Below are 14,012 nucleotides of genomic sequence, written 5' to 3' on the forward strand. Positions count from 1 at the left end.
AAGCCAATTTATTTTTTGGCATTACTTGAAAGTAGACTTTAAAATTGATTTTTCTTTACTAACAACCAGTTTTTTAGTGGTATCATAATTACATGGTTAAAAGATTGAGGTAGAATTATGAAGTTAATGGCCGATCGCCGTAATAATATCCTAGAAGAGGTCTTAAAAAAGGGAACTGTCTCCGTTCACGATTTAGCACAAAAATTTGGAGTTTCCTACGAAACAATTCGCAAAGACCTAACGTACTTAGAAAGTCAAAAATTAGTTATCAAAGGACATGGTGGAGCAACTTCAATTCAAAATAATGTTGAGAATCCATTCAACATTCGTTCAGAAGAAAATATTGAGTTAAAACAAAAACTAGCTAAATTAGCTGTCTCATTGATTCCTAATGGTGCAACAGTTATGTTGGGAACTGGAAGTACTGTTTTAGAGCTAGCCAAACTATTAGTTATGCGTGATGATTTAAAAATATTCACAAACTCATTGCCGGCTGCTACTTATCTCTTAAGTTCAAATAGTGAGTGTTATTTATTAGGTGGTAAACTCCGCTCAAAAAGTTCATCTGTATACGGTGGTTGGACAGAAAGCATGCTTAAACAAATTCAAGTTAGCATTTGTTTTTTAGGATCAGATGGTTTTTATAATTTTGGAGGACCAACAAGTCCCTCATATTCAGATGCTTCAATTGACTCTGTAATTCTGCACCAAGCTCGTAAAAAATATATACTAGCTGATAAAACAAAATTTAAACGAAATAGCCTTTATCAAATTGCCACATGGAATAACATTACTGGTTTGGTCACTAATAAAGATGTAGATGAAGATCTTTTATTCAAAGTTAAGCAACAGACAGTTGTGATTTCTGCTTAATTTTGTCGATTTATTTGCATGCCATAAAAAAGATAAAGAAAAAACCAATTTAGACTTTTAATCTAAATTGGTTTTCGATTATGTAAATTACTTATTTCAGCTAGTTAATACCCTACTGAAAAACAACTTTATCTATATTTATACCTTTATATATATTTTTTTAAAGCTATTAATTTTTATCATTATTCTGCCTTTTCTTGCCAATAGTTAAAGTAGCGCATAATCAGCCAGCTGGCGATAGCGGTTAGCAAAATTGGAATAATATAAGCTAGTGCAGCTACTTTTTGGTAAGCAAGCGGAATGTTAGGCAACCAAAAGACGGTCAAACGGCTTTGCCATGCCCAAGGAATGATTGGCCAAATAAAATCAAATAAGGAAGTTGTAGCCAACATCGCAACTATCGCGCCGAAGAAGCCTAAAACTAAACTACCACCAACGTTCCACTTCATTGCAGCCACTTCAGCAAGCTCATACTGTAAAAAGCCCAAAAGCGCCATGGCAACGCTAGTAAGCAATAATTTAATAAAAGAAATGTCAACCACTTTAAAACCAAAAGCCAAGATTAGATAATAAATTAAATTCGTGCCGATAATCTCAATTACATACAGCAGCCAGTAATAAAACAATTGCCCCCCTACTATTTTGCCCCTGCTAATCGGTTCGGTTAGCCAATTTTTAAAGTCTCCCGCCTTCTTCTCTCGATCATAGACTAAGCACACGACAATGCTAATCACAAGCGGTGAAGCAAGTGCCAAAAAAGTATTAAATATATTGATCATATTTTCTGAACTGGATAGATTTTTGCGACTGCCATAATACCAGCCAAAGATAACGGGGAGGAAAATTAAAGCAATTAAATGTAGATAAAATAGCATGCTACGACGTAGTTTGATATTTTCCGCACCACAAATTCGTTTAAGCATTTTTAATCACCTGCTTTTGAAATGAATAGGCTGCCAAATAACTGAAAATAATAAATAGGCCAATTGAAGCAAAAATAGTCCAAGAAGCATTAGGCACAAGCGCACCAATTTTTATCGGAGTACCATTAATATGTAATTTAATCAGTGCCACCGGAAATAGGTTGGACCAACCATACGGCAAAATCGGGCCCCAAGAAAAGGTGGTTACGCAATATATGCCAATCATAGAACCGATAAAGGCTAGCCCAAGCGTAACATAGAAGTTAGATATTCTGCTTAACCACGTATAAAGAGGGATTTCCCAGATAGTCGTTAAAAAAAGTCCTCCAACTGCAACTAGGCAGGAAACCATTCCAACTCTAACCGTCCAAATAAAACTGGTTAATATAAGAAACACGACTAAAAAGAAACTAACAATAAACGATAATAGTGCACCATGCAAGATTCTTCCTAATTCATAAGCAAACAAATTAGTGGGCGAGCTTAAAATTGTTTTATATTCCGTACTATTTTTTTCATAACGATCGATTAGACCAATAATCAAGGCTAAATATAAATTAAGCCAGAGAAAGCTCCATTGATTAATCGTGCTTTCAAGCACGTAACCCGTCGAATTAAAGAAAAGAACAGTGAAGACAACAACCAAAAGGGGGAAAAGTACCGTTATGGGTCTAATAATTGTTCTTTTGGTTTTAAAAACTTCATTTTCTAAAACTTTAAACATATAGAACACCAGCCTTTTCCAAAGTAGAATTAAACAGTTTTTCCAAATCAGTTTCATGGTCATATGGTTGTTCCAAGAGAAGCTTGCCGGCGCCAATAATACCAATATTATCAGCTAGATGTTCTACTTCTGAGAGCATGTGACTAGAAATAATGATTGTGATGTCTTTCTGCTTGAATTCAGCAATCAAATTACGTAACTGTTGAATGCCCAGTGGGTCTAGTCCATTAGTCGGCTCATCTAAAATCAAAAGTTTAGGATGTCCAACTAAAGCTAAACCGATTCCTAACCGTTCTTTCATTCCTAAAGAAAAATTCTTCGTTAATTTATTTCCAGTATTGTTAAGACCGACGGTTTGTAAAATATCGGGAATTTCTTTTGCACTTGTACCGCGTAAACGACAAATTACCTGTAAATTCTCTTCAGCAGTCAGATTGCTATATAAGGGAGCATTTTCAATTAATGAACCAATCTTAGCTAAGTCGGATCTTGTCCATTCATGACCAGCAAATTCGACTTGACCACTTGACGTCGGGATCATTCCCGTTAAAATTTTCATTAAAGTGGTTTTACCTGCTCCATTAGGTCCTAAAAGACAATAAACTTTATTTTCTGGAATATGTAAATTTATTCCGTCTAAAACCAGTTGGTCTTTAAACTTTTTAACCAGATTTTTTGTTTCAAGTAAATTAATCATGCGCATATTCTCCCAAACGTATTTAGATTTCCCCCATAATTATATCAATATGTACTAAGTATATAATTTTTAATTATTATTTCATAATATATCATATCATTAAAACTAGCAAACGTCCTCTTCCCTGTGGCTTTTATTAAAATAAGGAAGTAATCTTGAATTTTCACTAAATGATCACAATAACTCTTCAGGTAAAAGGTTGTTTAATGATATTTAAAATTTCAAAAAGTTAAGTTCCAGCTTAGCCATTTATCTGCCAATTACTCTAAAATACTTAAAAAAGTTTATTTTACTACCAAAAAATACAGTATCGCGCCTTCTTATTTTTTAGCTTTTTTTGCAAAAATTATCTGTAAAAATTGCAATAAATTTACACACAGTTAATTTGGAAAAACCTCATTTTAAAATACTTTTGCAGATAGGTTTTAGCTAAATTGATTTTAACATCATTACAATTAAATTGAACTAGAGTAAAATAAAGTTATTATTGTAATTTTAGTTATCTAAGGAAGAATTATGATGTTGAAAAATAATACGAGTCTATTAGCTCTACTCGAAAACCAACAAATGCCTACTTCTGTTGAACAGAGTTTAATTGATACCACAGTAAAAGAACTAAAGCACCAGAAAAATGTATATCAGGTTAAAAGAGATTTGATTAAAAAATTAAATACGCTAGCACTTAAAGAAAAACTATCCAAAAAGGGAATACAATTACTTATTCAACTAAACAAACCTAACTTCAACGAAGACGTTGCCAAATCAGTAACAACTTGGTTTTAACCCCCTAATATTTAGATTTATTAAATCCATAATTTCCTATATTGAGTAGCTGATTGTTTTAAAAATAACACTAACTGATTAAATAGCGGTTCTAACATTCAAACAAAATCAATTAGTTAAAATTCTAAGTTTGGTTTCTTCCATTATTAATCTTTCAGATAAAATAATAAACTTGTCGTTAGACTTGCAAGCTCAAAGTTAAAAAGTATAAATTAAACTAAAAAGACTAACCTCGATTTAGCATCAAGAATCAGTCTTTGATTAAACGTTATTAAGTAGTCCTAATTTTAGCTTCACTTCAGCTTTTTTGAGATATATTTTCCGACCGCACATGTCTTGAAGCTGCGGGAACTTGCTCAAATTATCAGCCAGCTGCATCTTTTGGGCCCAGGTTTGCGCGGCCGCGTTCAGCTGGTCGTTATGTTTTCCTTGATGCTACCCGAAAACAAGATGGGATCCTGCGGGATATAGCCTATTTAGTTAAGATTGGGTTCAATGATCCGTCCCTCTTTGTCCCTAAAGGTAATCTCTCCGGTCGTCGACATTAGTTCCTGTAAAATCAATTTGAACAGGGTCGATTTACCGGTACCGCTGTCTCCTGAAAGCAAGATTTTTTCACCGGCCTTGATGTGGATGTCCGGATAGGTCAGACTTTCAACGTTGTTAAAATTTTTGCGCAAACCGGTAATATATCTAAACCGACAAATGTAGCTAAGCTGCTCGTTGAAGTTTGCGTGGAAATAGCAACGGGCTTGGTGTCTTGAGACACCTTGGCGTTCAGTAGAATATTCTATAGAATATCAATTTTCATCAAGCCTTTGAGATTATCGCTATCGCTAAGATACTAACTATCAGCAAAAAGTCCGACCAACTAGCCTTTTCTTTTAAGAAATACTACCGAAAAATACGCTATACAAAGATGTCATGTTCAAGAATACCCATGCAATACTTAAATTAGAGGAAGACGTTGCCAAAGTGTAGGCAATCTGGGGCAGCAAAGTTAAAAAAGCACGTGCGGCATAGATCCCAAAAATTTTAACAGATATTTTACTTCTTTGAATTGTAAAAGCTTTATTCTTAACCCAAAAGGTAATACAAGTAATTATGCAGCGAATATAAATTGTACCAATTGTAAAAAAGGTCAGATCCGCTGCAGCAATTAGTCCTTTAGTCAATAATGGCGACAGCGCCGCTTGAATCGTTAATAAAGGAGCAATTACACCAAGTGTTCTTAATGTAAATTTAATTAGCTACGTCGTTGTTTGAAAACTATGTAGATTACAACCAGAATCGTCGACCCAATTGATACCAAATACGATGAGCGACTGAAGTAACCCATTGTTAAAAAAATGGCTAATGGAATAAATAAATCTGACAATTTGCTCAAAATAACGGATTTCATAATCGAAACTTTTTTCATTACGTAGCTATAACCGTATGCTACTAATTGCGTTAATAGTGCATACAGCAACATTCTTAACAAATAGCTTATAGTAATCGTCGGCCCCTGAAAATTAACCAACATGTAAATCAAAAAAAGGTAACTAAAACCGCGCTCCAAATGTTATTCAGAAAATTAACATTGATAGAACCTTGCTTCCGGTATCCCATTTGGTAACGATCAATAACGGAAATAATCCCACGCGAGAATGAAGAAATAGTAGCAAAAACGATTAATACAACACTACTGGTTATCATTTTCTCCCTGCTCCATCTCGAGAAATTCTGCAAAGCTGCCCTTTAAGGTACGCTTTTTTTCTACTTGCTTTAAAAACGTTGCTTGGTCAACACCCTTGAATTTTAGGTAAGTTAGGATAACTTCATAAACGTCACCTAGCTCTTCAATTAAGTTAGTTGCACTGTCGGCTTCTATAACTTCCATTGTTTCTTCAATCAGTTTTTTCCTTAGAGCAGGTTCTCGTTCTGAATCAGCTAATTTACGAAACTTAGCATTCTCAACAAATTCGGGAATTTTGTCCCTAACTAATTTTTTCATTTTTAAATACTTCTTTTAACTTATCTCTATCAGCATTTACTTGTTCCCAGTTAGGGTTGTCATGCCAATTTGCTAATTCTGGTCGGCCAATCGCTTCAGCAGTAATAGTTCTTAAATACTGTCTTGGAATTGGGCGTGTGATTTGAAAGAGAGATTCTTCTTGATTAAAATCCTCAAAATACAGATACTGACCAAGCTCATAACACTTTTCAAACATAGCTGATGGTGCTTCTAATTTTATTGAAAACAATCCGTCACTTACTAATCTATCTTCTAAATCAACTTTTACAGGAATAGCATGCATATGGCATGGTAACACAATTCTTCTCCTGTCTGAACATGACAATATCCTGCACGTCCATGTTCAAAAAAATACAACTACCATATTCTTTTGTTAATTTTACTCTAACTAATTCTTTAAGAGCCAAAAATTCTGATTGAAGCTCATCTGGTAGTAAACCAACACAATTATAATGATCATTGGATACAATTAAAGAATATCCTGGTGCTATTGGTTCTACTGAAATACAAACAACGAAATTTTTTGTTTTATAACATACGGGTGTTTCTTTTTTTCACAAAAAGTGCAAAAATCTGTTATATTTTTCATAGTATCCTCCTAATCAAAATTATATATGCTTGGACTAGAATATATATTTGAAATGTTTATATTTTTTACCGCGTCTAGATTACTTACGACTTTAGATATGTAGTTTATTAATTCTTCAATCTCTTCTTCTGTATTAAACTGTGACATACTAACCCTTACACATTCAAATAGATTAATTTTCAAAAATTCATGTATAAAAGGCGCACATATTATTCCTGCTCTAGTTTTAATATCAGCATCTTCGCCCAAAAATGTTGATAATCTAGATGGAATTATGCCATCAATGTTAAATGAAACTATTCTTATTGGATTAGGCTTAGAATAAACAGAAACATGTTTTATTAAAGATAATTTAGTAATAAGTGATTTAGTTTTCTGTAATAAATCATTTAAATAATTTATACCATAATATAAGGATCCTATACCAAGAGTATTCATAGTTCCTGCTTCATATTGCAACGGTATTCCCTTAGGTTACACTAGAAGCTCTGATAATACTCCTGTGCCACCGACTTTAAAAGGACGAATTTCTACTTTTGGATTTATATAATACCCTCCTATTCCTGTAATACCAAATAAAGACTTATGACCTGTAAAAGCTATAAAATCGGCTTTTATTTTTTGATTATCTATAGGAGTGTGACCAATAGATTGTGACGTATCAAGCAGAAATTTCACATTTGGATATTTTCTTAATGCACTACCAACTTTTTCAACATTTTGAATTGATCCTGTAATATTTGATGCATGGTTAACCACAACTAAACATGTACTACCAGTTACTGCATTTATAATCTCATCTGGATTCACATAACCATACTCATTCGATTTTATCCACGTTATTTTTATATTTTTTCTTTACGAAGTCTAATAAGTGGGCGTACAACAGAATTATCTTCTATAGCAGTTGAAACCGCATGATCTCCATCTTTTAAGAAACCATCTATAATCATATTTAGTGAATCAGTTGTATTAGACGTAAAGACAATACTTGTCGGATAATCAACATTCAATAGCTTTGCAATCTTTTTTCTTGTCTCAAATATAATATCCGTATCTTCTGTACTAGAGGTCCTCATTGAACTTCCCGTAGTATTCTCAATTAAATCATTACTCCTTTCTTACATATTCAGGTTTAGGATATGTAGTTGACGCATTATCAAAGTAAATCATCTTTTCCTCCCTATCATTTTATCTGTTGACATATTTATAACTCTATCATTGATTTTAATCTACGTGTTTCAAGCAAAAAAACCTATTTAAACAAAAAATATTTTATTTTATCAACAAAAAAGCGAACTTTAAATAAATTTTATTAATATATATTCGTATTTTATACTAAAAATAAATAGTGATATTTTTTCTTAATATTTACTTATATTATTTATTAACGTTTTTACAGTCTGTTGAACTAAATTTATCCAACAAAAAACAAGTTTTGCGTAATGATAAAATGTCTAACTTTTTAGTTGTACTTCAAATTCGGAGGTCATATTTTTATGGTTAAACTATCTAAACAAGACAAAATTGAAATCTTTCATCTTTGGCAAAACCAGCAAGTGGGGCCACAGAACTTAGTCGCCGCTATCAGGTCTACGATTCAATATCTTTTAACCCTTATCAATCATTATGGATCAGCCATTCTTGACCGACCTTATACAAACTATTCAGTTAACTTTAAGGAACTAGCTATTAAGCGGGTACTGGTCAAAGGTGAAACGATTTATCGGGTAGCCCTTGATTTAGGTCTTAAGAGTTCAGGTGTTTTGTTTAATTGGCTGCTTCAGTACCGTGAAAATGGGTATAATGTCGTTATCAAACAGAGAGAACGACCGCCTCATGACCAAAAGAGAACAATTAATCAAGCAGGAAAATCACCGCTTGAAACAAGAAAACGGACGTTTACGTCAGCAGAACTTGAAGCTGACCGTCGAGAACGAATTCGTAAAAAAATTGAACGCCTTAGTCGATCAGCAGGTCAAGAACCGCAAGCCGCGAAAATAGCCCGGGCAGTTACAGAGCTGATGCGTGAACTCAAAGTTAGCGTAACTTTTATTCTTGAAGTTATTAATGCAATACCAATCCTAATCTGCCGCACTTATCGCGCAGTAATTACTACTACACGCTTAAACGGGGCGACAAAGACCAGGGCAATGAAGTCGTAATGATCACAATCAAAGCCATTTATGAAGAACATAAACACCGCCGGATTATCCTGGAGCTCAGGCGGCGGCGCCGTCTGGCAATCAACCACAAGAAAGTGTAGCGTTTGATGAAGAAGCTGAAATTATTTGGTTTGGTTAGTAAACGCTGGTGCAAGTATAACAGCTACTACGGCACCCAAGGTCCAATTAAGCCCAACTTGATCAAGCACAATTTTGGGGCGATTTACCCCAAGCACAAATGGTATTCCGACGTGACCGAGTTCAAACTTAACTGGTAGAAGACCTACCTGGCGCCCATCATCGATGGCTGCACGCAGGAGATTATTGCCTACACCATTTTCCATAGTCCCAACCTTAAGCAGACCATAGACATGTTAAGGCAGGCCTTGCGCAGACACACCCGCCCCTGAACGGTTTGGTCTTTCATACGGACCAGTGCTGGCAGCACCAGCACCTGCAATTTCAAGCCTGGCTAAAAAATCATGGCATCGACCAGAAGGGGATGACGACTTGATGGAAGGCTTCTTTGGCATCTTAAAGCGGGAAATGTTCTACGGCTTTGAACAGGCCTTCAAGAACTTAACCGCACTAGAAGAAGCGATCAGAAAACACATTGACTACTACAACACCAAAAGAATCAAAAGCAAACTGAAAGGACTAACCCCGATTGAATATCAGGAGTTAGTTCTCAGTTAGAATTTATTCGACTGTCCTAATTTTAGGATTCTATTTTTGTTGACAAAATTAAATTAAGGATTTATGATACTAACTATAAAAAATTATTTTTTATTAATATTTAAGGAGGCGTTTAAAATGGAATCGACAAGTGAATTTGAAAAATATATTGATAAAAGCCAAATAGCTATTGGCTATGTAGACTTTGAAGTTTCTGAAGTGCGTAATGATTCAACTCATCATAATTGGTACTTTATTTAATAAAATTTTAATATAATGTTGGGGCAGAAAAATGAAATTAGAAAGTAGATTTGAAAATTATGTTAACGCAGATCAAGTAACCACTAGTGCTATGGATTTTGAAATTTCTGAAGTACGTAATGATTCAACTCACCATAACTGGTACTTCATTTAAAAAACAATATAAAAAACTGTTATGCGCTGTGTAAAGAAAAACAACATATCTTACACAGTGTTTTTTTATAGGGAATTTAATATGAAAGACGAATTACTAAAATATTATCCTATGATTCATCAAGACAAAATGATTTATGAATACGAAAAGGGCACGATTAGAATAGGTACCGATGATAATGATGTTATTGAAATAACAGACAAAGAGAACAAATTATTACCTTTATTAAATATGCTAGATGGTAATAATAATGTAGAAAAGATTTTATCTTCTTTTCCTTGGATCAATTTAAAAAGTTTAAGTCTTTTAATAGTTAAATTATCAAAAGCTCACTCACTAAGTTTATTAAATGAACCCTTAAGCGTACTTACAAGCAACGATGAATTTAAAAGCGATTGTACATATTATTATAGTGAAGGACTTAATGGACAAGATATCATTAAAAAAATAAAGAATTTGAAAGTAACAATTTTTGGAGTAGGTGGAGGTGGAAGCTTACTGGCTCTGCAACTAACGAATTTAGGCGTTAGACACATACATCTGGTCGACAATGACAAAATAGATAAATCAAATCTACATAGACAATTCCTTTTCAAGAATGATGATATTGGAAAATTCAAAGTTGATGTTGTCCAACAATTTTTAAAATCAAGAAATTCTAATGTTAAAATTACTGTATCCAAGAAAAAAATCATCTCTGTAAATTCAGCAATAGATGAGATAGAAACTAACGAATCAAATTGGGCTTTCTGCTGTATGGACGAGCCCCCTTATGTAGCACAAAGAATAATAAATAGAGCTAGCTATATTAAGCAAATTCCTAGTTTATATGGTTTTAGTTCAAGAGATTCATGTAAAATGTTAATGGTTAATCCTAATAAATCTGGTTGTATTGACTGCTTACTAAACGCTACAAATGATACGGAATTTGAAAAATTAGTATACGCTTTACGGAAAAACAATTTTAAGCCCACCACACCTATTATTATTCCAAATTTAATGCTAGAGACTTCCTGGATGGTTAAAAAATGGTTAGATCAAATAACTAATAAAAGACAGCAATGGAATGTACTATACAGATTCGATTATAATTCATTAAAGGAAAAAAGTTTTGTTAGTTTCGAAAGACAAAGTGATTGTCCAACTTGCGGCACAGAAAGTAATAATAAATTATGGCAAATAATCCCAATCAAATAATTAAATTTAAAAATGGTCTACAAATAAATGTAATCAAAATGCCTGAAAGTAAACTTTCAGGCATAGTCATTAAGATTCATTTAAAAGAGCAATATAAAAATGGAATACCACATTTATTTGAACATTTAGTAATAGACCAAATTAAAAAACCAAGCTTTTTGAATGTTAGTGGTAGTACCACTCTTAGATTTATAGCTTTTAAGATAATTGGTATTGAAGATGATATATACGATTTTTTAACCAAATTTGTCTATAATCTATCTAGTTTTCAGCTTACCGATAAAAACTTGGAAAGTGAAAAGTCAATTGTTAAACAGGAACTATTACAATATCGCACTAGTCAACTTGAGAAATTTGCTTCTGAAGCACGTAATAAAATGTTTGATTCTAATGGTGAATATCAAGATTCGGTTTTAGGATCTTTGGATGATATAGATGATATTACTTTAGAAAAGGTTTTAAAGTTTGCCAAGAACAATTTAACAGCTAAAAATATTTCATGTTTGGCAACAGGTAATCATGTAGACAACGTAGTCTCCATTTTAAAGCAACTAGATAGCTTGCCAGTTTATACATCAAAAAATATCGCATTTAATAAAAGCAAAAACATATTGCTGGCAAAATCATATAGTTGTAAGGGCACCATTGCTAACGCACAGGTTGCCAATGTTTCAATGATTTTTAAGCTTACTGATAGCAATCTTTCAACAGTTAAAATATACGCTTTAAGTTTATTTTTTTCAATATTAACTTCTGGGGAAAATGCGTTGATATTGCAGTTACGTAAATCAAATCATCAGATATACTTTATAAAAGCCTTACCTATTTATAGATATAATAGTGTTTACATACAACTGATTTTATCCGGTTTACCAAATGAAGCTAAAGGTATAGTTATAGATTTGAAACATATAATGTTTAATTTCGAAAGAACATCTAAAAAGATACTAAGAGATGCTTTTAAAAATTTATATTTTCAGCAAAACGTCTTATTTGATGGTGTTGAGCATAGTGTTAATTCTTTTTCTAATATGGAATATGAACAAGAAAAGATAACTTCTTTTGAGGGTGTTAAGTATCACGAAATTATAAATGAGTATAATAAGCTGATTTCTAAAATGCTTCTAGAACTCAATAATATAAATATTTTTGTCGAATATAATTGAGAGGAAATAGCGATGATTATAAATTACACACGACCATGGAAAATAACGTTATATGTTTTTCTTGCTTTTTTAAAATCTCTCCAAATTGTTTTTGTTGCTTTTGTTTTTCAAAAATTTATTGACTTCGCCCAGAACCCCCAAGGTAGTTTAATCTGGCTAACTGCTTTTGCCATTTTAGGCTTATTAATATTCGGTATAGTCGGTATAATATATCAGTATTTTTATTATAAAATCATAGAAGAAGTCAATCTTACTCTAAAAAGGTTAACTGCTGATTATTTAGTGAATAACCGATCCAATAATAACAATATTGATAGTTCGTTTATGACTAATGATCTTAAACAAATTGAAACTAATAGTATTAAAGCAGAGCTTTCAATTATTTCTGATTTAATTCAATTTTGTGCAGCTGTAGTCTCTGCCTTTGTAAGTTCTTGGATTATTGCTTTAGTATTTTTAATAGCTTCTTTCGTTCCTGCCATTATTCAATCAATTTTTGGTCCTAAAATAGAGCAAAATTCTGAAACTTGGGAAAATTTGAATAGTAAATATACTGATACAGTTATTGAGACTCATTCTGGAGTTGAAATGGCTAATATATATAATGTTCAATATTCAATGGTTAGTAGATTAATCAAAGCAGCCAAGTTAATGGAAACAGCCCTTTTTAAAACCAATTGGACTAAAGGTATGTCTAATGAACTGACTATGCTAATCGCCTATATTTTCAGTATGTTTCTTCCTTTTGCTATTGGAATCAATTTCATTGTTAGCGGTCATTTGACTTTAGGTACATTTATGATGATTTCACAACTTGCAAACAATTTTATTAATCCTGTGGTCGGTATTTTTGAATCATTTAATGATATTAAAACTGCAAAACCAATTATACATAAAATCAAGAAAATTGATTTATATATGAAGACAAGCAAAAACAAGAAAGTTCTTACCAATGTTCCAAATACTTTCCAATCATTACAATTAACAAATGCCGAAGTGAGTCAGGGAAAACAGATGATTTTTACTAATGTTAACCTAAAAATCAAATCTGGAGAAAAAGTCCTCCTTGAGGCACCTTCTGGTTGGGGAAAATCAACTTTATTAAGCGTATTAATCGGGATGAAGCAACTTAATTCTGGATCATATAAGCTTAATCAATTTGAAGCCAATGGAAATTGGTCAAAATTACATGAATATTTTTCGTTTATCGAGCAAAAACCATTTATTTTAAATGATACTTTAGAATACAATATCACTTTAGGTCGACAAGTTTCTAAAGCTAATCTGAATAATGCCATTACGCGAGCCGGATTAACTGATCTTGTAAATGAAAAGGGCTTAAGCTACTTACTTGGTAAAAATGGCAATAATCTATCAGGTGGTCAAAATCAACGGATTGAAATTGCTCGAGCATTACTAACAAAAAGGCCAATATTATTGGCCGATGAAGCAACTTCCTCTCTTGATCAAGATTTATCCATGCAAATACACCAAACAATTTTAAATAACTTCAATGGCACGGTTATCGAGGTTGCACATCACATCACATCAAAAGAAAGGGCTATGTTTGACCAAATAATTGATTTATCAAAATAATCGTAATCTCGGTTTGTCATGTGGCATTTCAAAAATTAAGAAATATATGAATATACATGAAAAGCTGTTACATATAGGCTATAAAAAGACTTGACATTGGTTGAATACCAATGTCAAGTCTTTTAGTTTAAGTTTTAATTCATTAATCATTAGTTATAGTTCTTTATAAAATGAAGCAAGATTACCCCAGTA

14 protein-coding genes and 3 pseudogenes are annotated in these 14,012 nt (G+C 32.7%); 8 read left to right on the forward strand and 9 right to left on the reverse strand.

What is annotated here, in order from left to right; genetic code table 11:
* Positions 1-117: 117 nt before the first annotated feature.
* Positions 118-873, forward strand: coding sequence for a DeoR/GlpR family DNA-binding transcription regulator (locus BM203_RS03540; RefSeq protein ID WP_090092814.1), 756 nt, complete (start codon positions 118-120; stop codon positions 871-873).
* Between the two features lie 182 nt (positions 874-1,055).
* Here BM203_RS03540 and BM203_RS03545 read toward each other — a convergent pair whose 3' ends face one another.
* The 3 genes from BM203_RS03545 to BM203_RS03555 are packed head-to-tail and all read right to left on the reverse strand — an operon-like array spanning position 1,056 to position 3,217.
* Complete coding sequence (locus tag BM203_RS03545; RefSeq protein WP_090092816.1) at positions 1,056-1,796, reverse strand: ABC transporter permease; 741 nt, start codon at positions 1,794-1,796, stop codon at positions 1,056-1,058.
* Positions 1,789-2,520: a lantibiotic immunity ABC transporter MutE/EpiE family permease subunit gene (locus BM203_RS03550; RefSeq protein WP_090092817.1), complete on the reverse strand. Its 732-nt coding sequence runs from the start codon at positions 2,518-2,520 to the stop codon at positions 1,789-1,791. The genes BM203_RS03545 and BM203_RS03550 overlap by 8 nt, the downstream gene beginning before the upstream one ends.
* The gene (locus tag BM203_RS03555) at positions 2,513-3,217 is read right to left on the reverse strand and encodes a lantibiotic protection ABC transporter ATP-binding subunit (protein WP_090092819.1); all 705 of its coding nucleotides are present in this window, start codon (positions 3,215-3,217) and stop codon (positions 2,513-2,515) included. The genes BM203_RS03550 and BM203_RS03555 overlap by 8 nt, the downstream gene beginning before the upstream one ends.
* Positions 3,218-3,733: 516 nt before the next feature.
* On the opposite strand from BM203_RS03555, the gene BM203_RS03560 reads away from it, so the two are divergent.
* Positions 3,734-4,000: a hypothetical protein gene (locus BM203_RS03560; protein ID WP_133158294.1), complete on the forward strand. Its 267-nt coding sequence runs from the start codon at positions 3,734-3,736 to the stop codon at positions 3,998-4,000.
* 416 nt (positions 4,001-4,416) lie between these two features.
* Here the strand turns inward: BM203_RS03560 and BM203_RS08580 are convergent.
* The 6 genes and pseudogenes from BM203_RS08580 to BM203_RS08590 form a co-directional block, all read right to left on the reverse strand.
* Positions 4,417-4,680, reverse strand: a pseudogene (locus BM203_RS08580) (ATP-binding cassette domain-containing protein); the annotation flags it as partial.
* Between the two features lie 204 nt (positions 4,681-4,884).
* Positions 4,885-5,175 (reverse strand): hypothetical protein, encoded by a 291-nt coding sequence (locus BM203_RS08310; RefSeq protein WP_133158293.1) that lies wholly within the window; start codon positions 5,173-5,175, stop codon positions 4,885-4,887.
* Between the two features lie 71 nt (positions 5,176-5,246).
* Positions 5,247-5,525, reverse strand: a complete 279-nt coding sequence (locus tag BM203_RS08315; protein WP_143453045.1) for a hypothetical protein — start codon at positions 5,523-5,525, stop codon at positions 5,247-5,249.
* Between the two features lie 159 nt (positions 5,526-5,684).
* Positions 5,685-5,996: a nucleoside triphosphate pyrophosphohydrolase gene (locus BM203_RS03570; protein ID WP_090092823.1), complete on the reverse strand. Its 312-nt coding sequence runs from the start codon at positions 5,994-5,996 to the stop codon at positions 5,685-5,687.
* Positions 5,980-6,315: a hypothetical protein gene (locus tag BM203_RS08585; protein WP_228150108.1), complete on the reverse strand. Its 336-nt coding sequence runs from the start codon at positions 6,313-6,315 to the stop codon at positions 5,980-5,982. The genes BM203_RS03570 and BM203_RS08585 overlap by 17 nt, the downstream gene beginning before the upstream one ends.
* A gap of 300 nt (positions 6,316-6,615) precedes the next feature.
* Positions 6,616-7,685 (reverse strand): annotated as a pseudogene (locus BM203_RS08590) (aminotransferase class V-fold PLP-dependent enzyme).
* Between the two features lie 420 nt (positions 7,686-8,105).
* On the opposite strand from BM203_RS08590, the pseudogene BM203_RS03595 reads away from it, so the two are divergent.
* From BM203_RS03595 to BM203_RS03610, 6 genes and pseudogenes are all read left to right on the forward strand, one after another.
* Positions 8,106-9,467 (forward strand): annotated as a pseudogene (locus BM203_RS03595) (IS3 family transposase).
* Between the two features lie 117 nt (positions 9,468-9,584).
* The gene (locus BM203_RS08665; protein ID WP_255409631.1) at positions 9,585-9,707 is read left to right on the forward strand and encodes a hypothetical protein; all 123 of its coding nucleotides are present in this window, start codon (positions 9,585-9,587) and stop codon (positions 9,705-9,707) included.
* A 31-nt stretch (positions 9,708-9,738) separates the two neighbouring features.
* Positions 9,739-9,861 carry a hypothetical protein gene (locus BM203_RS08670; protein ID WP_255409632.1) on the forward strand — a complete coding sequence of 41 codons (123 nt, stop codon included), beginning with the start codon at positions 9,739-9,741 and terminating at the stop codon, positions 9,859-9,861.
* An 81-nt stretch (positions 9,862-9,942) separates the two neighbouring features.
* Complete coding sequence (locus tag BM203_RS03600; RefSeq protein ID WP_158593137.1) at positions 9,943-11,058, forward strand: ThiF family adenylyltransferase; 1,116 nt, start codon at positions 9,943-9,945, stop codon at positions 11,056-11,058.
* Positions 11,034-12,224: a peptidase M16 family protein gene (locus BM203_RS03605; protein WP_090092832.1), complete on the forward strand. Its 1,191-nt coding sequence runs from the start codon at positions 11,034-11,036 to the stop codon at positions 12,222-12,224. The genes BM203_RS03600 and BM203_RS03605 overlap by 25 nt, the downstream gene beginning before the upstream one ends.
* Before the next feature lie 12 nt (positions 12,225-12,236).
* Positions 12,237-13,820 carry an ATP-binding cassette domain-containing protein gene (locus BM203_RS03610; RefSeq protein WP_090092834.1) on the forward strand — a complete coding sequence of 528 codons (1,584 nt, stop codon included), beginning with the start codon at positions 12,237-12,239 and terminating at the stop codon, positions 13,818-13,820.
* Positions 13,821-14,012: the final 192 nt, after the last annotated feature.

The organism is Lactobacillus bombicola (genome assembly GCF_900112665.1).
Taxonomy (GTDB): Bacteria; Bacillota; Bacilli; order Lactobacillales; family Lactobacillaceae; genus Lactobacillus; species Lactobacillus bombicola.